A 23,532-nucleotide genomic window follows, 5' to 3' on the forward strand; every position below is an offset into this window, starting at 1 on the left:
TAAATCCCGATTGTTTCATCTATAAAAATGTATTGAGTATGGAAGATAAATTAGTGACATTGGCTATCCACACGTTTGAGAAAGCCCAGATTCTCAAGACAATCCTCGAAACAGAAGGCATAGAGGTCTATATACATAATGTAAACCAGATCCAGCCCGTCGTTTCGGCAGGAGTGCGTGTGCGTATTAAGGAGAGTGATTTACCGCATGCTTTACGCATTATTGAAGACAATAAGTGGTTTGAGGAACCAAAGGAGGAAGAGGCGAAGGTTAATGCGGTCAAGAAAGTTCTGATCCCGATTGATTTCTCGGATTATTCCGCCAAGGCTTGTGAGTTGGGAATTAATTACGCTCATGCGGTAGGTGCGGAGATGATGATCATGCACGCCTATTTCAGCCCCTATTTTCCATCTGCTATCCCGATGGGAGATACATTAGCTTACCAAGTAAACGAGGAGGAATCCGTACAGCATATCTTACAACGTGTCCGTATCGATATGGAGAATATTTGTACGCATATCAACCGGAAGATGTCCTCTGGCGAATTACCCAAGGTAAAATACGATTATGTATTACGTGAAGGCTTGCCGGAAGAGGAGATCATCGCCTATAGCAAGGAGTATCATCCGACATTGATCGTGATGGGAACGAGAGGTAAGAGCCAAAAAGATATGGATCTGATCGGTAGCGTGACCGGAGAGGTAATCGAGGTAAACCGGGTTCCTGTATTGGCGATACCGGAGAATGTTCCTTTCACGGATTTGAGAGACGCTAAGAATATCGCTTTCGCTACATCGTTTAACCAGAGAGATTTGGTTGCTTTCGACGAGTTCATGGAAATCATCAAAGGTTTTGATTTTAATATTCATCTATTCAATATCTCTACCAGTAATGATGAATGGAATGAGATTCGTTTGACGGGCGTTCGTGAATATTTCAAGAAACAATATCCACATGCCCATATTTCCCATACGGTGCTTGCCGATGGTGACTTGCTGTTAGCCATCGAGAAATTTGTTCGTGATAAACAAATTGATGTTATAGCCCTAAGCACATATCGCCGTAATATCCTAGCCCGAATGTTCAATCCTTCGATCGCGAGAAAGATGTTATTCCACACCGATACTCCGTTATTGGTAATCGATAGCAAGAAGTAGCTTCTTATTCAAGTAACAAATAAAAAAGTGGATATGAGAAAAGGCTTATCCACTTTTTTATTATATACCATGTGCTTAAAGCAATCTTTGTATCTTTGGCGAAAAAATATAAGGATAGTATGTGGGAAAGAATGTTTGATCTGGTACTTGGATTAAAGAAAGAACATAGATTAATGATGGTTATAACATTGATTTATGCGGTGACCCTCTTTGGTATTACTGTAGATGTAGAAGCGATGGAGAATTGGCTGCAATTAGTGGGGTATACCATACGTACTTTATGTATTGCTTGTATTATACAGCTTAGTGTGTTCTTTTTGACAAATATTTTTTGGAAGGAACTAAACAGAGGCTTGAATAAAACATTTGTTGTTATTAGTGGTAATGTGTTGTCTTTAGCTTTCTTACTTTTCCCTTTTTCTATATCATATATAGATATGACTGCTGAAAGTATGAAATTGAGTTCTTTGAATACAGAAAGAAATAGAATTGATAGTATGGTCCGGTACTATGAGAATTTAAAAAGTCTAGATTCTTCTTTTTCAGAGAATCTAGATTCTTTAATATTGGAAGAAAAGAAAACATTGATTCGGGTTATAAAAGAGATTGATTTAAAGCAATTCAAAATAGAAGAGAAACAGAAAAGATATGAAAAGCCATTAGTCTCCATCCTATTTCTTTTGCAAATATTCGGTTTTTATATATTGATTCTATATTCTTCCTATTTTGATAGGACGAATAAGGTGAATCGTGTTATCGCAGTGGAAAATATTCCTGATCGAAAGAAAGTAAGGAGCTATTTTTGCGATAAAGTTTTGAAGCCTTTGGTTTTACTGTTATCTGTTTTTCTTTGGGGATTCTTGTTTTTCCTTTGGCTTAGATAATATATACCTGATATTTGTATAAACCGGAATTTATGCTTTGCTTTGTGGCTCATCAGAAAAACAATAGAATATATGATTACTTATTTAATTATTGGAATAACAGTGATTCTCTCTTTTATCTGTTTTAGTAATAGGGAGTTATTTATGAAATTAGCGTTTATCCCATATCGTACGATCCGGAATCATGAATATTATCGTATCGTGACACATGGATTTATCCATGCGGATATGACACATTTGCTAGTGAATATGTTCACGTTCTGGTCATTTGGTCTCTATATTGAACGAACGTTTCGATATATGGGATTCGGCAGTGGGGCTTATCTGGCTCTTTATTTCGGGGGAATGATCGTGGCTTCGCTTTATGATTTGATAAAACGACGTAATGATCCGTATTATGTCTCTATCGGTGCGTCTGGAGCGGTATCGGCGGTTCTATTTACCTCTATATTCCTTGATCCTTGGGGAAAGATCTTGTTTTTCGCCGTGCTGCCTGTCCCCGGAATCGTATTCGGCTTGCTATACCTGGCCTATTGCCAGTATATGGCGAAACAAACAGGAGATAACATAAATCATAATGCCCATTTCTACGGGGCTATTTATGGATTGATTTTCCCAATGCTGCTGGAGCCTTCGTTATTGCATCTCTTTTTGTCTCAACTTACGTTTAAGGGATGATCCACCCTGAACGGATAATTTAAGGTTATTTTTTGTCCGAAGATTATTTCCGGGTAGGTAAACTTGTCTATCTTTGTCCCCTTATAAGCAAAAGTTAGATGAACAAAGATAATAATTTGGGTAGAGTGTTAGCGTTACTGTCGCTGACGTTGTTGATGAGCTTTGGTTTATATAGCCTTCCGGATACATTGTTCGGGTATAAGATCAAAAAGGTAGATCTTTTATCGGATTTCAAGGTGAAAGAGGAAAAGCTCTCCTTGGATTCTTTGAAACAACAATTGGAACAAGCGAACACCCTTCAAGTAGATTCGGTAGCATTAAGGGATTCTATCATGCGTTCCGCCGGAATAGATTCTGCGGCTTTGGCCCTTCGTGATTCGTTATACAAAGCGGTCTATGCTGTTCAAGGGGCGGATTCGCTGGGGGCTCATATCGAGGACTATTCTCTTGGACATATCGGTTTGCAACGATTCTTCGCCGCCTTAAAAAACAGGCGGGAATTGAATCGTCCGGTACGTGTGGCCTTCCTTGGAGATTCTTTTATCGAAGGAGATATTATGGTGGCCGATTTCCGTTCCGGGATGCAGAAGGAATTTGGGGGGCGGGGTGTTGGTTTTGTACCGGTCACATCCGTAGCGGCACAGTTCCGTCCAACCGTGGAGCAACGTGCCTCCGGATGGACTACTTGGTCTATGCTGACGGACCATGAGCATGGATATACTTTATCTGGGATGATGTTCGAGGCAAACGAGGAAAACGCCTCCATCCATGTGAAGACGACTAAGCGTTATCCGGAGCTTCAGACGTTCTCTTCTTTGAAACTGATTTATGAGCAGAATAAGAATACGGAGATGCGCTTGGTTTGCAACGCTTCCGCCGATACCCTACAAGAGATGCTTCCCGCCACATCGATCGTAACCCAATACGAGTTGGAAGGGATGTTCACCGAAGCGGATTTCACTTTTAAGAATACTCCGGAGTTCCGGGCATTAGGGGTCGCTATGGAGGATCATTCAGGTGTCGTGGTCGATAATTTCTCTCTTCGGGGAAACTCGGGTATGATATTGGAGCGATTGGATGTTTCCCGTTGCCAAGCATTGAATAAGATCCGTCCGTATGACTTGATTGTCTTGCAGTATGGGTTGAATGTCGTGAGCGATAGCGTGATGAATTATGGATGGTATAGTAGCCGGATGGTAAAGGTCATTAACCATATACAACTTTGTTTTCCGGAAGCTGATATATTGATGTTGGGGGTGTCGGACAGAAGCCGTCAAGACGATGGGGAATTCGAGACGATGCCGGCCGTGTTAGCCTTGCTGCATGCGCAAAGGCAAGCCGCTAAAAAGGCAGGGGTTCCTTTCTGGAATGTATTCGGTGCTATGGGAGGAGAGAACAGTATGGTCCGTTTCGTAGAATTAAACTGGGCTAGTAAGGATTATACGCATTTAAGCTTTAGGGGTGGACGGGAGATTGCCGATGCCTTGCTGAAAGCGTTATTATCAGAAAAAGATTTTTATGATGAAGCGGAGAAAGTGGTTAATTAGTCTGGTTGTTTTAGGAGTGATCATGGGCTTCTCTGTTCCGAAACCTAAAGCCGGAATAAACGGGGATGTATCTCTTGATAGTTTGGCGGTTCGGGATACTGTAGCGTTGCCTCCTTTATCTTATTCTATGAAAGTGGGAAAAGATACGTTGATCTTACCGGATTCTAGTAAGGCGTGGAATAATTTTTTCAATGAACTGGATTCGTTGCGTGCAGGGAAAGATACGGCTATCACGATCGTCCAGTTGGGGGATTCGCATATCCAAGCCGGACATTTAAGCGGTCGTGTCATGCGCCTTTTCCAACAGGCGTTCGGGAATGCCGGACGAGGCTGGATCGCTCCTTTTAAGTTGAGCAAGACCAACGAGCCGGATGATTACTTTATCAAATCCGTCGCTAAGGATTGGATTGCCGGACGTTGTATTCAGCATGTCCGGAAAACCCCGATAGGGATCGGTGGGATCGGGATTAAGTCTGTTTCCCCCTCGATTAATTTTGATGTCGTGATAACTCCGAATAATGGTGCCGGATACGAGTTTAATGAGGCGATCTTATATAGAGGGGAGAAGTCGATGCCCATGCTTCCTGCCGGGGCTTTGAAAGACTCGGTCCAAACATTCCGTGCGGATACCGTATGTGTTTCCGGTGTATTAGCCGACACTTTCCGGATCTCCTGCTTGACCGATACTCTACAATTGCAGAGTACGAGACGGAAAGAGGGCACGAATACATTGCGACCGGCCTCATCCTTTACGAATTTATATTATGGCCTGACACTGAAGAATGGAGGCAGGGGTATCTTATACCATTCCATCGGAGTGAATGGGGCGATGTATGTGAATTATACGGATGAGGCTTATATACGTCAGTTGGCTTTATTAAAACCGTCCTTACTAATCATCTCTATGGGAACCAACGAGACATTCGGCAGACGTTTTAATACCGATGAGTTTTCCGGCCAGATAGAGGCTTTCTTGGCGATCGTCAAGAAGGAGCTGCCGAATACGGCGATCTTACTGACGACTCCTCCGGAATGTTACAAAAGGGTGCGAGTCAATAAGCAGCGAACGTATGTACGTAATGATAATACCGAGCGGGCTGCCCGTGCTATCCGGAATGTAGCGAAGAAAGAAGAGGTCGCTTGCTGGGATTTATTCACTACGACAGGAGGGAAAAACTCGTGCCGCAAATGGCATAGTTCTCGTTTGATGGGACGGGATCGGATTCACTTTACGAAAGAAGGGTATCAAGAACAAGGAACGCTTCTGTTTAGGGCGTTCATGGAATCATATAATAACCGATAAGAATCTTATATGGAATATAATATACTTAGAGATTGGCTTAGTAATCATCAATTCACGTGGGAGAAACTGGGAGATATCCTAACGTATCATCATAATGCCCCGATCTTGTTTAGTAGCGGGTTGTTCTTCTTCTTGTTTATCGGTTTCCTGATGATTTATATGTCGCTAAGGAAACATACGTTGGCTCGCATTATTTACGTGACACTGTTTTCCCTTTATTTCTATTATAAAAGTAGTGGACTTTGGTTCGGGCTGCTGGTATTTACGGCTACTTCCGATTTCTTGATAGCGCAATGTATCTCGCATACGACATCGGTATTAAAACGTAAATTATTCGTTACGCTTAGTCTCTGCATAAACCTAGGTATGCTGGGGTATTTCAAGTATTTCAATTTCCTAGGCGAACTGTTTACTATGGCCGCCGGGGGAGAATGGCTAAAGATGAACATCTTCCTTCCGGTAGGAATCTCTTTCTTTACCTTCCAGAGCATCAGCTATGTAATAGATGTTTATCGGGGACGGATCCAACCTCTCGGCCGTTGGATCGATTATGTTTTCTATGTATCGTTCTTTCCTCAACTGGTTGCCGGGCCAATCGTTCGTGCCCGGGATTTTATCCCTCAAATGTATAAGAATCCTACGGTGACGCGATCTGAGTTTGGTGAGGGATTGTTCCTTATCTTATGTGGTCTTTTCAAGAAAACGGTTATCTCGGATTATATCAGTATGAATTTCGTGGATCGTATTTTTGACGCTCCGTTGCTTTATACGGGTGTGGAGAATTTATTGGGTGTCTATGGGTATGCGCTACAGATTTATTGTGACTTCTCGGGTTATTCGGATATGGCGATCGGTATCGCTCTGTTGTTGGGATTCCGCTTTAATATAAACTTCGACTCTCCCTATCAATCGGCTACGATTACCGAGTTTTGGCGTCGTTGGCATATCTCCCTTTCCTCTTGGTTAAAAGATTATCTGTATATATCCTTAGGGGGGAACCGGAAGGGGAAGATTCGTACCTATATGAATCTGATGATAACGATGCTGCTAGGCGGGTTATGGCATGGGGCTTCCATTAGTTTCATCTTATGGGGAGCCTTACATGGTATAGCTTTGGCTGCGCATAAGTTCATCATGGGGCATTTCAGTAGCTTTAAGGCCTTAGGATGCGAGATGAAGCCTTGGCGACGGGTATTAGGTGTCCTGATTACTTTCCATGTGGTTTGTTTCGGATGGATCTTGTTCCGGGCTACCTCGATGAAGGCCGTGGGAGAGATGCTTCGCCAGATCTTTACGAATTTTCATCCGGAGGTGTTCATGCAATTCGTCTTAGGATATAAAGGGGTGTTTGCGTTGATGGTGATCGGTTATGTGCTGCATTTTATGCCTAAACGCTCTGAGGATGCCTTGAGAGGAGTCGTGACCCGTTCCCCATTATTGATACAGGCCGCTATATTGGCGATAGCGATTTTCATTGTTGTTCAGTTTAAGAGTGCGGGAGTGCAGCCGTTTATTTATTTCCAATTCTAAGGGGACAAACACATATATCGGCATAGCCTCACGCCAGTATAGGCACAACCCTACACTACTAGTGCCGTAAGGCTACGCCGATACTGATTTCATAGGCAAAGTATCTTAGGTTCATTACTGAAGTATCTTAGGATCGTCGGCCGATGCACCTAAGATATTTTTTTGACATCTTAGTGTGTTCCTATCTAATACCGTTGTAGGGGGGAATCCCGCCAGATTTATCAAACGGTTGTGACATTTAAGTCTTGCGTGAGCCGTAAGACTTAAATGAATTCATTTACTCTGGGGGTTGTGAGCCGGCGGGAAGTTTGATGATGATATTCTTCAAATCCGCCCCGGATACATTTTGGAATACGCTTAGTCCGAACTCCGGTATTACTGCAAGTACATGGTCGAATATATCCGCTTGGATTCCTTCATATTCGACCCATACCTTATTGGATGAGAAGCAATAAAGTTCGATGGGAATACCTGTATCAGTCGGTTGTAGATGCCTTACCATGCAGACTAATTCCTTACTTACCTCCGGGAGGCTTCTTAGGTAACGTACGAGATAAGCACGGAAGACACCCAGATTTGTTTGTCTACGTCCGTTCACCCAAATGGAACTATCGATATGATGCTCTTCATTGTATTCATATAATTCCTGTTCTTTTCCGTCGATGTAATCCGTGATAAGAGAGATCTTACGAAATTTCTCTAGCATTTTCGGGGTACAAAAATGTACGCTGTTCATATCGATATTGATAGAGCGCTTGATACGGCGGCCCGGGGATTCGCTCATACCTCTCCAGTTTTGGAAAGCGTCGCTTACTAAGGCGTAAGGAGGGATGGTCGTAATGGTATTGTCAAAGTTTCTTACTTTCACGGCGTTCAATGTCACCTCGATAACCGTGCCGTCCGCACCATATTTACTCATCGTGATCCAGTCCCCGGCCCGGAGCATATCATTGGCGGATAATTGGATGCCGGCAACGAAACCTAAGATCGTATCCTTAAAGACCAACATCAAGATAGCGGCAGACGCACCCAATCCGGCCAGTAAAGAAACCGGGGATTTATTGATAAGAATACTGATAATCAATATCACTCCAATAAAGAAAACCGTAACCTGCAAGATCTGTATGAAGCCTTTTAACGGCTTGTTCTTAAAGGAATCTTTTTTATTATAGATCTCGTGGATCAGATTTAAGGAAGCGTTTATAAACCTTAAAGAAACCGCTATGATATAAATCTGACAAAGTTTTTGGAGCAATATTAAAATCTTCGGTGTCTCTTCGGCTGAGAAGGCGAATGGTAACAATATATAAATCAATATGGCCGGGATCATATGCATCATCTTATTGATGATCTTACGATCCACGATTAAATCGTCCAGTTGATTTTTCGTCTTCCTCGCTAATCGTTTGAACATACCAAGGAAAATATACCGGCAACTATAATCGATCCCAACGGTGACGGCTATAATAAGTAATAAGATCACTATATTGTCTAGGTAACTGGAATTTTCGCTTATCAACCCCATTTGAACTAATAAATTATATACCCATTCTTGTATCTTGCTCATAAATACGATTTTAAACTTTAAGTAGACAATCCGGAGACGAAGATAGGAAAAATAATCCGAACACGTACTTTAGTCTGAATATTGATATACTTTCAATTCAAATTTAGGAATCATAGCGAAGAAATGGTCGAATATATCCGACTGGATCCGTTCATATTCTTTCCATATTTTATTCCGGGAGAAGAAATAAATCTGGACGGGAACACCATATTCCGTGGATTGAAGTTGACTGATAATTAAATCCAAATCTTGATTTACGACAGGAAGACTTGTCAGATAACGCTCTACATATACACGGAATACTTGGGAGTTTGTAGGTACTACATCCTTATCCGGTTGGTAATCCGCTAATAAAGGAATTTCCTTGCGGAATGTATCTAGCATCTCTGGTGTACAGAACTTGATCGTATTCAAATCGAGATAAATGGACTTCATAACCCTACGTCCTCCAGACTCAACCATTCCGCGCCAGTTTTGGAAAGAACTATTTACTAGATTATAAGGCGGGATTGTTGAGATCGTATTATCGAAGTTCTGAACTTTCACGGTGTTTAGGGTTATTTCTTGAACAATACCGTTCGCGTTGGCAGAAGGCATCGTGATCCAGTCGCCGGGTCGCAACATATCATTCGCCGAAAGCTGTATACCTGCCACGAAACCTAATATGCTATCTTTAAATACCAACATAAGAATAGCTGCCGACGCACCTAATCCGGCGAAAAGGGTAGCCGGGGATTTATTGACGAGAATTGCTATAATGACAATGCCGCCAACGAAGAAAACAAGCACTTGTAATACTTGTATAAAGCCTTTCATCGGCCTGTTTTTCATTTTCTCCTGTTGGTTAAACAAATCCAACATCATTAAGAGAAGACCGTTGAGCGCTAACAGCAGGGAAAATATGATATAGACCGCGCAAATCTTCTGGGAAATGAATAATAATTCCTTTCCTCGGATAAAAGCCATCGGGAGCAAAGCATATACTAAAATGCCGGGAATCGTATGTACGAGATAATGTACGACCTTACGTTTAATTAATAACGTATCCCATTTATAATGCGTATGCTTAACGATACTACGTACCCCTCCGACAAAAATAGCTTGGCATAAATAATCTAATCCGATAGCGACCGCCACTAGTAAGATGGCGATGATCGCCTCGTCAAATGTGTTCGCTATTTTCTCGTCTACACCCCATCCGGTGAGGACTTTGTTCATCCAACTACCTAAATTTATCATAATAATCGTTTTTTGATATAACACTACTCTTAAAAATAGGTTCAATCCTACGTTAAATTTGCCCTTTTGTTAAGATTGCTTGTAAATGTAAGCGTATTAATCCAATTGAAAAATGTATCTTTGTGAAATAATATAAACTTAAATGGATTCCATGAGATCTCTGTTGTCAACCTCAGATTTTCTACAGGTACGAGAGCATAAATTAAGTAATGATTTGACGGTATGGTTGAATGAGGACCATAGCCAACCTAAGATATTCGGAGCCGTAGTCGTAAAAGCCGGAGCTAAAGATTCCCCAAACACAGGTATCGCGCATTATTTCGAGCATATGATGTTTAAAGGAACGGATAAGATCGGGACGATCGACTATGAGTCCGAGAAAGTCTTGCTGGACATTATCGCCGAGAAATATGACGCTTTGGCGGATACCGAGGATCCCAAGATGCGCGCCCATTTGCAGCAAATCATTAACGACCTGAGCGTACGTGCCGCTGAGTATGTAATACCGAACGAGTTCGACCGGTTGATCTCTCGTTTCGGTGGTACGAAGTTGAATGCCGGGACTTCTTACGACTATACATTATATTTCAATACATTCTCTCCGCAATATATCTCCCAATGGGCCGAGATCAATAGTGAGCGTTTGGTAAATCCCGTATTTCGTCTTTTCCAGAGTGAGCTGGAGACGGTCTATGAGGAAAAGAACATGTATGGGGACACGATGGCTAGCGTCGCCATCGAGAAATTGACAGAGCGTTATTTCTATCCGCATCCGTATGCGTATCCGATTATCGGAAGTGCGGAGAACTTGAAGAATCCCCGTCTTTCGGAGATGCGCCGGTTCTTCGAGAAATACTATGTCGCTTCCAATATGGGATTGATCTTAAGCGGGGATTTCGATACGGAGGAGGTCTTGCCAATCTTGGAATCTACTTTTTCACGGATACGAAAAGGGAAGCCGCCCCACCGGGATATCGTTGCGCTTCCACCATTCGAGGGGCGGGAAAAAGTGAGCGTACGTATTCCTATGCCTTTCGTGAAAATTATGGCATTGGGATTCCGGGGAGTTCCTGCGAATCATCCGGATCAAGTTGCGCTCAATATCGCCGTATCTTTATTGAATAACTCCAATGGTACGGGATTTTTGGATAAGCTGACGGTAGATCATAAGGTGATGGGTGCGATGGCGGTTAACCAAAGTATGAATGAGGCTGGAATATTAGGTTTGTTGGTATTTCCGAAGTTCTTTTTCCAGACCTATGCGGCAGCTGAGAAATTAGTATGGAAACAAATCAACCGTATTAAGGAGGGGGATTTTAGCGATGAGATGTTCCAAAGCTTGAAATTGGAACAGAAACGTGAATATGCCTCCAAATTGGAAGACATAAACTCAAGGGCCGAGGTGATGATGCGTATTTTCTCTCAAGGGAAAAGCTGGCAGGATTATTTGGATGAGGTTACCCGTATCGATGCCTTGTCGAGAGAAGACGTGATTGAGGTCGCCAAGAAATATTTTACGGAGAATTATATGTACGTCACGAAGAAGACCGGACGCTATCCAAAAACGATCTTACCCAAGCCGGATTATTCACCGATTATACCGAAGAACTCCGATGCTTCCTCCGCTTATGTGGAACGTCTGGAAAAGATACCCGTACAAGAATTGAAACCGCATTTTCTCGATTTTGAGAAAGACGCCGAGGTCGTATCCTTGCGTCCGCTTGTCACGTTGTATAAGACTCATAATTCCGTAAATGATATATTCTCGCTGACACTATCTTATGGAGTGGGGCAGTTGGAGCTTCGTGATCTTGATAAATTGTCCGCTTATCTACCTTTCGTAGCGACGGAATCGATGTCTTTTGAGGTCTTTCGGGGTAAATTGCAGGAACTTGGTAGTACATTGACTTTTGATTCCACGGATTCTGAGTTTCTGGTGGTGGTGAATGGTTTTGATGGGCATTTTACCCAAACAATGGCTTTGGTCGGCGATTTCTTGCGGCACGCCAAGCCAGATGACAAGAAGTTACGGCAGATTGTGGACGAGGCGAAGGTAACGGAGAAATCGTTGTTCAATTCCAGCGAGAACGTAGCCGATATGCTGTTAGAGAAAGTCAAATTTGGGGAGCAATCCCGTTATTTGACCAAATTATCGTTCGCTGAAATCAAAAAACTAAAAGGAAAGATGTTGCTGGACACCTTCAGTAAGGTACGTTCGGTCGCTTGTAACCTGCATTATTGTGGTACATTGTCTACGGAGGAGGCCGCTCGGCAGATCAAGCTGCATTTACCCTTGGAGGAGGTAAGTATTCCATCGAACTCTCCCTATATTCGTGATCTTATGACGTATGATAAGCCGACTGTCTTTTTCATGGACATGGAGGATGTCACGCAAAGCATAATCTATGCCTATATGTATATCGATCCGTTGAAGGCTAAGGAGGATCGTCCTATTTCCCGGTTGTTTAGCGCTTATTTCGGAGGGGATATGTCATCTTTGATGTTTCAGGAGATCCGTGAGTTTCGTTCGTTCGCTTATCAAGTAAATGCCCGTTTGAAACATCCTCCTTTGAATCGATCGGAGAAGCCCGCTAGTTTCGTGATGAAACTGGCTACACAGACGGATAAGATGATCGATGCGATGGAAGTGCTGGAAAATCTGGTGCATGATATGCCGGAACGTCCGGAACGGGTGGAGTCGGTGAAGCAGACGATTCGTAATTGGGTGAATAATGAATATCCTACTAGTCGCTCTCTTTCCTTGAAGATCGCCGGTTTCCGGCGTGAAGGGTACGAGAGCGATCCGAACAAGGATTATCTGGAGGTCATCGATCGGATGACTATGGAGGATATCCTTCGTTTTTATAAGGAGAATATACAAGATCATTTAATGATATATGCGATAGTCGGTAATTCAAAGAGTATGGATATGGAGAAACTCTCCAAATTCGGACAGATCGTTAAGGTAACAAGGAAAGACATTTATAAATAATGTATAGTAAGGAGGAACTGAAGAATCTCAAATTGGAGTTTTGGGAAAGCTTCGCCGCTTTTTGTGAGGTGCAACCCTATTTGCGGGGGCGTAAGAAAATTTGGACATTATATGATACGAAGGTAAAGGGCGTTGAGTTGAAATTCGACGCGAACCGCCAAGGGGCTTACGTTATTCTTGAGGTAAACCACCGTAGCGAGGATTTACGTCTGGAAATGTTTGAGCGCCTGACTTGGTATAAAGAGACCTTGGAACAGGATTTTCCCGAAGGCTTGATCTGGGATATTTGCTTTGTCCGTGAGAATGGCCGACAAGTGGCCCGTATCTATGTGGCAAAGGAAGGATTGGATTTGCATCGGCGAGCGCATTGGGGAGATTTTTTCACGTTTATGGCTAGCCAGATGTATTTGTTGGAACGAAATTTTATGGGTATAGCAGAATACTTAAGAGAATAATTACGAGATATGAACCTAAAGGTATTTATCGGAGCTTGCGTACTGTCCGGTCTGGTTGCTTGTAGCTCTGTTAAACAAGATGAGGCCGGTTTGTCCCGGCCCGGTGTGGGCCTTGAGCTGGCGCGATTCCGGAAGGAGCATTTCTCCGATGTCCGTTATAATCTTTTCTTCTCGATCCCGGAATCTCGTGACGAGGCGATCCGGGGAAAGGTGGAGCTATCGTTACGATTAGACGAGAAGCAGCCGCTTATTATTGATTTCCGCGGAGAACAGGAGCAAGTGACATCCGTAACCTTGAACGGAGGCGATATTCCCTACGAGGTGAAAGATGAGCATATCGTGATAGCCTCAGATTGGGTAGCGGTGGGAGAGAACCGGGTAGCGATCGCTTTTACTCCGGCGGATCAATCCTTGAACCGACGGGATGAGTTCCTGTACACGTTATTGGTTCCGGACCGGGCACGTACGGTATTCCCTTGTTTTGACCAGCCGGATATGAAGTCGCTTTTTACCTTGACCTTGGAAGTTCCTTCCACTTGGCAGGCCGTGGCGAATAGCGCTATCACGCAAACGGATAGTACGGGCGTCTCCGGTCGGAATCGTATTTCTTTCAAGGAGACGGAACCGCTTAGTACCTACCTGTTCTCATTCGTGGCCGGTGAACTGACTCGGGAGGTTTATTCCCGGAACGGACGGGATATCTCTATTTATCATCGGGAGACAGATCCGAAGAAAATCGCTCAATGCCCAGCCATTGCCGATGAGGTGTTCGACGCGTTGGAATGGCAGGAAGACTTTACTGGTATTCCTTATCCTTTTGCTAAATATGACGTGATTATCTTACCCGGTTTCCAATATGGAGGTATGGAACATACGGGTGCTACCTTATATACGGATCGCCGGATGTTTCTGGATGAGCATCCTACCTTAAATGAGCGATTGAGCCGGAGTGCCTTGATCGCGCATGAAACCTCTCATATGTGGTTTGGCGATTATGTAACGATGAAATGGTTTGATGATGTATGGACTAAAGAGGTTTTCGCTAATTATTTCGCTTCCCGTATCGTAGAACCTTTATATCCGGACGTGAATCACCGGTTGAATTTTATTCGGGATTATATTCCTGCGTCTTATTCGGAAGACCGTACGTCAGGTGCGAATCCGATCAAGCAAGATTTGGATAATTTGCGGAACGCCGGTTTGGTATATGGAAATATCATCTATGATAAATCTCCCGTGATTATGGAGATGTTGGTACGTGTTCTGGGAGAAGACGCTTTCCAGCAGGGAATCCGTGAGTACTTGACTACTTATGCGTATGGGAACGCTACGCGGGAGGGCTTGATCCGTATCTTGAATAAATATACGGAAGAGGATCTGGCCGCTTGGAGTGAGGTGTGGGTGAATCAGAAGGGTATGCCGGAGATTACGGCTTCGGTTAAGGACGGCGAGTTGGTCGTAGAGCAGCGTGATCCGTTGGGCCGGGGTTTAAAATGGCCGCAAGAATTAACCTATCGGGTGATCTGTGGAACGGATTCGGAAGAAATCCCGGTTTCTCTCGAAGGAAACTCTGATTCCTTCCGAATGAAATTAAGTTTTCTTCCGAATGGAAATTGTGTCATTCTTCCGAATATAAATGGGCGTGGTTATGGCTTCTTTAAAATAACAGAGGGGGAGTCTTCCGGTCTATGGTCTGTGCTTCGCTCATCGGAAGATGAGGTGTTGAAGGGATCTTTGCTGATTACCCTTTATGAGAATCTTCGTTGGAAAACGATTTCTCCGCAAGGGTTCCGTGAAGAGATGTTAGCGTATTTACCGAATGAGTCTAATTCTTTATTGTTCTCGATGGCTTTAAGCTATTTAGGAGATTGCCAGCGGATATTCCCGTCGGATTCTCGTCCGTTGGAACAGGTCTTGTGGAAGATCGTGACAACGAATCCCGTATCCCAACATCGTTTGCAGGCGTTTCGTTTGTATCGTTCGATAGCGGATTCAGAGGAGGCGGTACAACGTCTGTATACGTTATGGCAGGAACGGAAAGCTCCGAAAGATTGTACGTTGAGCGAGAGTGATTATATTGGCTTATCCTATATGCTGGCGATGCATTTGCCGGAAAAAGCGGATAAGATTATCGCTACGCAATTATCCCGCATACAGAATCCGGACCGGAAGAAGGAGTATCAATTTATCTCCCCATCCGTATCGCCCCGCAAGGCGGAACGTGACAGTGTCTTCGCGTCCTTGTTGATCGCCGGGAATCGTAGGGTGGAGCCATGGGCCTCTTCCGCTCTCGCTAATTTGAACCATCGCCTACGAGAACAAGAGTCGGTCGCTTATATCCGTCCGGCCTTGGAAGCGATGCCGGAAGTACAGCGGACTGGCGATATCTTTTTCCCCACCGCTTGGGTTCGCTCCTTGCTTTCCGCCCATACATCGAAGGAAGCTCGGGAAGAAGTTGATGCGTTTTTTACCGCGCATCCGGACCTCCCCTTGATGCTTTCCAATAAGATTAAGCAGCAAGCGAGTCATTTGTATTAAAGTAAATCATCATCTTTGTCCTTGAGAACGAATTAATTAGAAAGGAGTATTTGTATGACGGCAATGGAACTAAAATGCCTAAAGATGGATTTGGTCGAAGAATTGTTAAGCATCGATGATAAAGACACGCTCAACCGTGTGAAGAACTATCTGAAAAAGCTGAACAATAAAATTAGGACAAAAGCCGAAGAGGAAGAAACGGAATATATTAGCAAGGAAGAAATCTTGGCAGGGATTGATGCCGGGCTGAAAGACATGATTGCCGGGAGGAAACAATCAGCGAGAGATTTCTTAAAAGAAATGAGAGATGGAATATAGAATAGAAGTCTTAGCCTCCTTTAAGAAGGAAGCGAAACGTTTGCGGAAGCATTATGCCTCTTTCATTGATGATTATGAAAACAAAGCAGAGCGTGAATCTATAAGCTTGAAAGAGATAGAAGAGTTGCTTCGTAAGAACGGATTGAAGTAATATAGATATTGTGATAATATTTTGTCAGAAATATTTGTTCTTTCAATTATTATTGTAACTTTGCGACGTAAATAACAAAAGAAATGAAAATAACGACTACATTACATCACCATCATCATTACAGCGGGCGATAGTTCGGTGGGCTGAATGGTATGTATGTACTCATGATAAAAAGATAAAGGCTTGCCGTTTTGCGGTAAGCCTTTTTTGTTGATATTTATAATATAAAAATAAGATATAGTTATGTTGAGAATTGCGGTACAATCGAAGGGCCGTCTGTACGACGAGACCATGATGTTGCTTGAAGAAGCGGGTATTAAACTAAACAGGGGCAAACGCATTCTGTTATTATCGGCAAAAGGTTTTCCGGTAGAGGTATTATTCCTTCGTGATGATGATATTCCTCAGTCTGTGGCTAACGGTGTGGCGGATATTGGTATTGTCGGAGAGAACGAGTACGTGGAGAAAGGGCAAGAGGCGAAATTGATCAAGCGTCTGGGCTTTAGTAAGTGCCGTCTATCCTTAGCTATCCCCAAAGATGAGGAATATAAGGGAGCTGAATGGTTTGAGGGAAAAACGATCGCTACTTCCTATCCCGTGATCCTACGGTCTTTCTTAGAGGAGAGAGGCGTGAAGGCGGATATTCATGTAATCAGCGGCTCTGTGGAAATCGCCCCGGGCATTGGTTTGGCGGACGCTATCTTTGATATCGTAAGCTCCGGTAGCACTTTGGTAAGCAATCAATTGAGAGAAGTGGAGGTAGTCCTTCCTTGTGAGGCTTTATTGATCGCTAACAATAATCTATCCAAAGAGAAACTGGAGATATTGGATGAGCTTCTATTCCGCTTCGAGGCGATTCAAGTCGCCGAGGGCAAGAAGTACGTGTTGCTGAACGCTCCGAAAGAAAAGCTGGATGAGATTATCGAGGTGCTTCCCGGTATGAAGAGCCCGACCATAACGCCTTTGGCAAACGATGAATGGGTCTCTGTTCAATCCGTGATCGCCGAGAAGCATTTCTGGGAAATTATTGGTAAACTAAAATCATTGGGGGCTGAAGGTATCTTAGTGCTTCCGATCGAGAAAATGATTGTATAATATGGAGATTATAAAATATCCCGGACGTGAGGAATGGAGCTCACTAATCAAACGTCCCGCATTAGATGTAACCACCTTGTTCGATACGGTCCGTACGGTATTGGACGAGGTACGCGAGCAGGGTGACACTGCCGTAAAAGCGTATGAGGAAAAGTTTGATAAAGTGCTCCTTTCTTCCCTTCAAGTCTCGGAAGAGGAGATGCGGGAAGCGGATGCCTTGGTCGCTGAGGACTTGAAACAGGCGATTCGTACGGCAAAGGCGAATATCGAGAAGTTCCATGCCTCACAGCGTTTCGAAGGAAAGAAAGTGGAGACTACCCCGGGAGTCACTTGTTGGCAGAAAGCGGTAGCGATCGAGAAAGTCGGTTTATATATTCCGGGCGGAACGGCGCCTTTGTTTTCCACGGTATTGATGTTGGCAGTGCCCGCACGTATCGCCGGATGCAAGGAGATCGTATTATGTACGCCACCGAACCGGGAAGGGAAAGTACATCCCGCTATCCTGTTTGCTGCGGAGGTCGCGGGTGTAAGTAAGATATTCAAGGCTGGAGGAATCCAAGCGATAGCGGCGATGGCCTATGGGACGGAATCAGTTCCCAAGGTGTATAAGATCTTTGGCCCGGGTAATCAATACGTGACGGCGGCGAAGCAATTAGTAAGCCTGAAAGAAGTCGCCATCGATATGCCCGCCGGACCATCCGAGGTAGAGGTGATCGCAGACGAGACAGCAAATCCCGATTTTATCGCCGCCGATTTCCTCTCGCAGGCCGAGCATGGGGTGGATAGCCAAGCGGTCCTCGTAACCGCTTCGGAAACGATCGTGGAACCCGTGGCCCGTGCCATCCAAGAGCAACTCGATCGTTTGCCCCGAAAGGAGATTACCGAGAAATCGTTAGCGCACAGCCGTATCATCGTATTGAAAGATTTGCGGGAAGTCGTGGACTTCACGAATCAATACGCTCCTGAGCACTTGATTATCCAAACATCGGATTACACCGCTATCGCGGAGCGAATCGAGAACGCTGGCAGTGTCTTTATGGGTCCATATACTCCGGAAAGCGCAGGCGATTATGCTTCCGGCACGAATCATACCTTGCCGACCAACGGTTATGCCAAGGCATATAGCGGCGTAAACTTGGATAGCTTCATCAAGAAGATCACTTTCCAAGAGATCTCTTCCGATGGTATCCGTGCCTTGGGTAGCACGATCCAAACCATGGCGGCCAACGAGCATCTGGATGCTCACCGCAACGCAGTAACAATTAGATTGAACACGATATGAAAGACCTGAAAGATTTAGTAAGACCGAATGTCTGGAATTTGAAACCGTATTCATCCGCACGTGATGAGTTTCATGGGGATGCCTCCGTTTTTCTGGACGCGAATGAGAATCCGTGGAATGTGCCGTATAACCGTTATCCCGATCCCTTGCAGTGGAAATTGAAGGATCGTCTGGCCGTGCTGAAAGGCGTGGATCGTAACTCGATCTTTTTGGGCAATGGTAGTGACGAGGCCATCGATCTGGTGATCCGTGCCTTTTGCGAGCCGGGGTTGGATAGTGTGGTGACGATCTCGCCGTCGTATGGTATGTATGAGGTGGCAGCGAATGTAAATAACGTGGAATGTCGCAAGGTCTCTTTGGACGAGAATTTCGACTTGGACGCTGACCGAGTGTTGGAATCGGCGGACGAGTGGACTAAAGTGATCTTCCTATGTTCCCCGAATAACCCCAGTGGCAACAGCCTGGATCGTGGCTCGATCTATAAGATATTGAAGAATTATGAAGGAATCGTGGTGATCGATGAGGCTTATATCGACTTCTCCGCTTATCCCTCTTTCTTGAAGGAATTATCCGGGTTCCCGAATCTGATCGTTCTTCAAACCTTGTCGAAAGCGTGGGGAGCGGCGGGTATTCGTTTGGGTATGGCATTTGCCTCTCCGGAGATTATCGGTGTCTTGAATAAGATCAAATATCCGTATAACGTCAACCAGCTTACACAGGAGAAAGCTTTGGAGCTCTTGAACGACGAGGCGACCATGAAGCACCAAGTGAACGAGATCCTCACGGAGCGTAACCGGTTGGAGAAGATCCTGTCCGAGCCTCCTTTTTCCTATCAAGTATATCCTTCGGACGCTAATTTCTTGTTGGTGAATGTCGCCAAGGCGGATGCCATGTATAATGGGCTCGTGAAGAAAGGGATCGTAGTGCGTAACCGTAGCAACGTGCAGAAATGCCGGGGTTGCCTTCGTATTACGATCGGTACGCCGAAAGAGAATGATAGCTTATTGAACGCGATGAAAAACATGAAATTATGAGCACGAGGAAAAGAGCGTTGTTTATCGATCGAGACGGCACGCTTGTAAAAGAGCCGCCCGTAGATTATCAATTGGATAGCTTGGAGAAACTAGAGTTTGTCCCGAAGGTGATGCGTAACCTCTATTTCATTTGCGAGCGGTTGGATTTCGAGTTCGTGATGGTCTCCAACCAAGACGGGCTGGGTACGCCCTCTTTCCCGGAGGAGACTTTCTGGCCTGCCCATAACTTGATGCTAAAAACGTTGGAAGGCGAGGGGATCGTGTTTGATGATATATTGATCGATCCTTCCTTTCCCGAGGATAATTCCCCGAATCGTAAGCCTCGTACAGGAATGCTTACGAAATATATGACAGGTGAATACGATCTGGAGAATAGTTTCGTGATCGGGGATCGCCTTACGGATATGGAGTTGGCCCATAATCTGGGCGCTAAAGGTATCTGGTTGCGCCCGGAGGAGGGAGCGGAGAGTGAGTTGGCGGCTTACGCTACCTCATTGTCTCCCGCCTATATCACGGATGATTGGGATAAAATCACCGAGTATCTGTTTGCTGGCGAGCGTCGTGCTGTCGTACGGCGTGCCACGAAGGAGACGGATATTTATGTGGACTGGAATCTGGATGGAACCGGAAAGACATCGATCTCTACCGGGCTTGGTTTCTTCGATCATATGTTGGACCAGATCGGTAAGCATTCCGGTACGGACCTGACGGTACGGGTAAAAGGCGACTTGGAAGTCGATGAGCATCATACGATAGAGGACACGGCGATCGCCCTTGGCGAGGCCATGCTGAAAGCGCTGGGTGATAAGCGAGGGATCGAGCGTTATGGGTATTGCCTTCCGATGGACGACTGCTTGTGTAGCGTGGCGCTGGATTTCGGTGGCCGTCCTTGGTTGGTTTGGGACGCTGAGTTCCACCGTGAGAAAGTAGGGGATATGCCTACGGAGATGTTCCTCCATTTCTTCAAGAGCTTGAGCGACGCTGCTCGCATGAATTTGAATATCCGTGCCGAGGGTACGAACGAGCATCATAAGATAGAAGGTATCTTCAAGGCTTTGGCCCGCTCGATCAAGATGGCGATCCGACGAGATATTTATCGGTTTGAGCTACCGAGTACGAAAGGGCTCTTGTAATCTGTAAAAAACACTACTGTATTTGTGCACGAATACAGTAGTGTTTTAGTCTGAATACTATTGTGTTTATCCACAAACACTATAGTGTTTTCGACTCAGATTCTATGACATCAGATAAACCGATAAAAGCCTATAGAGGATATTCCTCGAAAGCATATAGAACCGTGGAGAGATACCTTTCTCCTGTGTCCGGAAGCAACGCCACGATCGTTTTTCCCTCATTCTCCGGAAGTTTAGCTAGTTCCACGGCGGCGTATACAGCGGCGCCGGAAGATATTCCTACCAGCAACCCTTCCTTCCCGGCCAGTTCCCGGCTCGTACGGATAGCGTCATCGTTCGTTACTTGCAGGATCTTGTCAACTACCTCCCCGTTGTAGGTCTTGGGGATAAAGCCGGCTCCGATGCCCTGTATCTTGTGCGGGCCGGGCTTGCCTCCGGAAAGTACCGGTGAATCGCTAGGCTCTACCGCTACGATTTGTACGTTCGGGTTGTGAGCTTTCAATCCGGCACCGACACCGCTGACCGTGCCTCCGGTTCCTACGCCGGCTACAAACAGGTCTACTTTACCATCCGTATCACGCCAGATCTCCTCGGCGGTCGTGCGGATATGCATGGCCGGGTTAGCGGGATTCTCGAATTGTTGTAGGATGATGGAACCGGGAGTCGCGTCACGCAGTTCCTCCGCTTTGGCGATGGCTCCTTTCATGCCTTCCGCCCCGGGGGTGAGGACGAGCTGGGCACCTAACGCTTTCAATAAGTTACGACGCTCGGCACTCATGGTATCCGGCATGGTCAGGATTAATTTGTAGCCTTTCGAGGCGGAGACAAAAGCGAGTCCGACTCCGGTATTACCGCTGGTCGGTTCGATAATGGTAGCGCCGGGTCTCAACAAGCCTTTAGCCTCGGCGTCCTCGATCATCGCCAAGGCGATGCGGTCTTTTACGCTACCAGCCGGGTTGAAATATTCCAGCTTGCCGATTACTTGGGCTTTAAGGCCCTTGCTCGCGTTGAAATTAGAGAACTCCAACAGGGGAGTGTTGCCGACAAGGTCGGTCAGTTGTCTTGCTATTCTTGCCATATACAAATGAATTTTGTTGTTTCTGGATTCTTTTATTTATATGACAAAGATAGTGGATGGATTGTTTACGGCATATACCATAAACCGGGTATTTTTTTACCTCCTTCTATGCGTCACGCACAAAAGGAGGTTACAATCATAATTATATACAAGTCTGAAAGGACTCTCTTTAATGTCTGCCTCCTCCTAAGGCTTGGTAGAGGTTTACGGTGGCTTGAAGCTCGTCAAAACGATCCGTTACTTGGGAGAGCTGGGCGCTGAGCAGGGTTTGCTGTGCCGTGAGCACTTCCAGATAAGTGGTGTTTCCATGCGTCATCAGCAATTGGGTGCTACGGACGGCATCTTCAAGCGATTCGATTTGGTGTGTACGCAAGTCGATCTTTCCCTTTGCGGTCTGGGCTTGGGTAAGTGCGTCGTTCACCTCTTTTCCGGCGTTGAGCACGGTTTGTTGGAAAGTGAGCTTGGCCTCTTCTTGCTGCGCTTTCGCTATTTTCAATTGGGCGATATTCGCTCCTTTGTTAAATAGTGGTTGCGTGAGGGAGCCGACCACCGATAGTAATAGTTTACCCGGATTTACGATGTAACTACCTGCGCTGTTTGTCCATCCCGCGCTGCCGCTAAGACGTAGCGAGGGATAAAAATTGGAGCGTGCGGAGGCTGTCCCGTAGAACGCTTGCGCCAATGCGTACTCGGCGCTACGTACATCCGGACGGTTCGAGAGTATCTGTAGCGGGATACCGATAGCCAGATCCGGGGTTAAGGATTGGTCTTCCAACCTTCCTCGCTCAATATCCTGAGGTGTCTCTCCCAATAAGACGGCAAGCGTATTCTCGGTCTCCCGGATGGTCTGTTCCAGATCCTTAACAGAGGTCTCGATGGAGTAGCAAGTAGCCTCGGTTTGCGATACGGCCGCCTCGGTAGTCATGCCGGCTGCCATTAACGCTTGGGTGGCACGAAGGCTCTCTTGCCATTTCACGGCGGTTTCTGTCGTGATCTCGTATTGCCGATCCAGCATCAATAAGGTGTAATACAGGTTGGCGATATTGGCGATCAGTTGTGTTTGTACGGCTTGGCTATACGCTTGGCTTTGCGACAAGGCGGCTTTTGCTTGTCGTTTGGCGTTTGTCAGCCGGCCGAAGATATCGATCTCCCAACTGGCCGATACCGGGACGTTGTATGTCCACGACGCTTTTGCCTTATTGAAACTACTTGTCGTGCCCTGCGGATCTAGGGAGAGCGACGGGAGGTAGGAGAGGCGGGAGGTCATTAACGCCGCCTCGGCTTCTTGCACCTTTAGATGGGCAATCCGCAGATCTGTATTATTGGCTAATCCCCGTTCGATCAAGGATTGCAAGGCCGGATCGGTGAACAGGTCTCGCCAACTGATATTCCCGATGGAGAAGGTGTCTGCCGGGGCTATCTCCTCCCGGTATAGATTCTCCGGGAGGGTGGTGACAGGCTCGTATTTCTTGTAAATGCCGCAGCTGTTCAACGCTAGCGTCGCTACGGCAAGGAGTATGATGTTATTCTTCATATACAATATATATACAA

Annotated in this window: 19 protein-coding genes; 15 read left to right on the forward strand and 4 right to left on the reverse strand. The window is 45.3% G+C overall.

Going from position 1 to position 23,532, the window contains the following annotated elements:
- Window positions 1-38: 38 nt before the first annotated feature.
- The 6 genes from ACYIA1_RS06030 (at window position 39) to ACYIA1_RS06055 (ending at window position 7,099) form a co-directional block, all read left to right on the forward strand.
- On the forward strand, window positions 39-1,157 hold the full coding sequence (locus ACYIA1_RS06030) for a universal stress protein (RefSeq protein WP_480334708.1): 1,119 nt from the start codon (window positions 39-41) through the stop codon (window positions 1,155-1,157).
- Window positions 1,158-1,276: 119 nt separating this feature from the next.
- On the forward strand, window positions 1,277-2,041 hold the full coding sequence (locus tag ACYIA1_RS06035; protein WP_005862631.1) for a hypothetical protein: 765 nt from the start codon (window positions 1,277-1,279) through the stop codon (window positions 2,039-2,041).
- Between the two features lie 72 nt (window positions 2,042-2,113).
- Window positions 2,114-2,719: a rhomboid family intramembrane serine protease gene (locus ACYIA1_RS06040; protein ID WP_005862629.1), complete on the forward strand. Its 606-nt coding sequence runs from the start codon at window positions 2,114-2,116 to the stop codon at window positions 2,717-2,719.
- 98 nt (window positions 2,720-2,817) lie between these two features.
- The gene (locus tag ACYIA1_RS06045; protein ID WP_122382274.1) at window positions 2,818-4,266 is read left to right on the forward strand and encodes an SGNH/GDSL hydrolase family protein; all 1,449 of its coding nucleotides are present in this window, start codon (window positions 2,818-2,820) and stop codon (window positions 4,264-4,266) included.
- Window positions 4,238-5,569, forward strand: a complete 1,332-nt coding sequence (locus ACYIA1_RS06050; RefSeq protein WP_057326543.1) for a GDSL-type esterase/lipase family protein — start codon at window positions 4,238-4,240, stop codon at window positions 5,567-5,569. Before ACYIA1_RS06045 ends, ACYIA1_RS06050 begins: the two co-directional genes overlap by 29 nt.
- A 9-nt stretch (window positions 5,570-5,578) precedes the next feature.
- Window positions 5,579-7,099: an MBOAT family O-acyltransferase gene (locus ACYIA1_RS06055; RefSeq protein WP_011966257.1), complete on the forward strand. Its 1,521-nt coding sequence runs from the start codon at window positions 5,579-5,581 to the stop codon at window positions 7,097-7,099.
- 277 nt (window positions 7,100-7,376) lie between these two features.
- Here ACYIA1_RS06055 and ACYIA1_RS06060 read toward each other — a convergent pair whose 3' ends face one another.
- Both ACYIA1_RS06060 and ACYIA1_RS06065 read right to left on the reverse strand, forming a co-directional pair.
- Window positions 7,377-8,666 carry a mechanosensitive ion channel family protein gene (locus ACYIA1_RS06060; RefSeq protein ID WP_057326544.1) on the reverse strand — a complete coding sequence of 430 codons (1,290 nt, stop codon included), beginning with the start codon at window positions 8,664-8,666 and terminating at the stop codon, window positions 7,377-7,379.
- A gap of 69 nt (window positions 8,667-8,735) precedes the next feature.
- Window positions 8,736-9,905: a mechanosensitive ion channel family protein gene (locus ACYIA1_RS06065; protein ID WP_005857209.1), complete on the reverse strand. Its 1,170-nt coding sequence runs from the start codon at window positions 9,903-9,905 to the stop codon at window positions 8,736-8,738.
- 142 nt (window positions 9,906-10,047) lie between these two features.
- Between ACYIA1_RS06065 and ACYIA1_RS06070 the strand changes: the two genes are divergently transcribed.
- The 9 genes from ACYIA1_RS06070 (at window position 10,048) to hisB (ending at window position 20,903) form a co-directional block, all read left to right on the forward strand.
- Window positions 10,048-12,897 (forward strand): M16 family metallopeptidase, encoded by a 2,850-nt coding sequence (locus ACYIA1_RS06070; RefSeq protein ID WP_005862620.1) that lies wholly within the window; start codon window positions 10,048-10,050, stop codon window positions 12,895-12,897.
- Window positions 12,897-13,352: a DUF4268 domain-containing protein gene (locus ACYIA1_RS06075; protein ID WP_005857205.1), complete on the forward strand. Its 456-nt coding sequence runs from the start codon at window positions 12,897-12,899 to the stop codon at window positions 13,350-13,352. Before ACYIA1_RS06070 ends, ACYIA1_RS06075 begins: the two co-directional genes overlap by 1 nt.
- 9 nt (window positions 13,353-13,361) lie before the next feature.
- A complete protein-coding gene (locus ACYIA1_RS06080; RefSeq protein ID WP_480334714.1) occupies window positions 13,362-15,890 on the forward strand; it encodes a M1 family aminopeptidase in 2,529 nt (842 codons plus the stop codon).
- A gap of 54 nt (window positions 15,891-15,944) precedes the next feature.
- Window positions 15,945-16,208, forward strand: a complete 264-nt coding sequence (locus ACYIA1_RS06085) for a hypothetical protein (protein WP_005862616.1) — start codon at window positions 15,945-15,947, stop codon at window positions 16,206-16,208.
- Window positions 16,198-16,359, forward strand: a complete 162-nt coding sequence (locus tag ACYIA1_RS06090) for a hypothetical protein (protein WP_005862614.1) — start codon at window positions 16,198-16,200, stop codon at window positions 16,357-16,359. The genes ACYIA1_RS06085 and ACYIA1_RS06090 overlap by 11 nt, the downstream gene beginning before the upstream one ends.
- 243 nt (window positions 16,360-16,602) lie before the next feature.
- Entirely contained in the window at window positions 16,603-17,454 is an 852-nt protein-coding gene (gene hisG / locus ACYIA1_RS06095; RefSeq protein WP_005857196.1) for an ATP phosphoribosyltransferase, read from the forward strand.
- 1 nt (window position 17,455) lies between these two features.
- Window positions 17,456-18,736, forward strand: a complete 1,281-nt coding sequence (gene hisD / locus ACYIA1_RS06100; RefSeq protein WP_122297244.1) for a histidinol dehydrogenase — start codon at window positions 17,456-17,458, stop codon at window positions 18,734-18,736.
- Window positions 18,733-19,770 carry a histidinol-phosphate transaminase gene (gene hisC, locus ACYIA1_RS06105; protein WP_022192692.1) on the forward strand — a complete coding sequence of 346 codons (1,038 nt, stop codon included), beginning with the start codon at window positions 18,733-18,735 and terminating at the stop codon, window positions 19,768-19,770. The genes hisD and hisC overlap by 4 nt, the downstream gene beginning before the upstream one ends.
- Window positions 19,767-20,903 (forward strand): bifunctional histidinol-phosphatase/imidazoleglycerol-phosphate dehydratase HisB, encoded by a 1,137-nt coding sequence (gene hisB / locus ACYIA1_RS06110; protein ID WP_057326549.1) that lies wholly within the window; start codon window positions 19,767-19,769, stop codon window positions 20,901-20,903. Before hisC ends, hisB begins: the two co-directional genes overlap by 4 nt.
- Window positions 20,904-21,033: 130 nt before the next feature.
- On the opposite strand, the gene cysK is transcribed toward hisB, so the two are convergent.
- Window positions 21,034-21,981: a cysteine synthase A gene (gene cysK, locus ACYIA1_RS06115; RefSeq protein ID WP_122382273.1), complete on the reverse strand. Its 948-nt coding sequence runs from the start codon at window positions 21,979-21,981 to the stop codon at window positions 21,034-21,036.
- Window positions 21,982-22,150: 169 nt separating this feature from the next.
- Window positions 22,151-23,515, reverse strand: coding sequence for an efflux transporter outer membrane subunit (locus tag ACYIA1_RS06120; protein ID WP_048927253.1), 1,365 nt, complete (start codon window positions 23,513-23,515; stop codon window positions 22,151-22,153).
- Between the last annotated feature and the right edge of the window lie 17 nt (window positions 23,516-23,532).

This window comes from Parabacteroides sp. KHUB-02 (genome assembly GCF_056640955.1).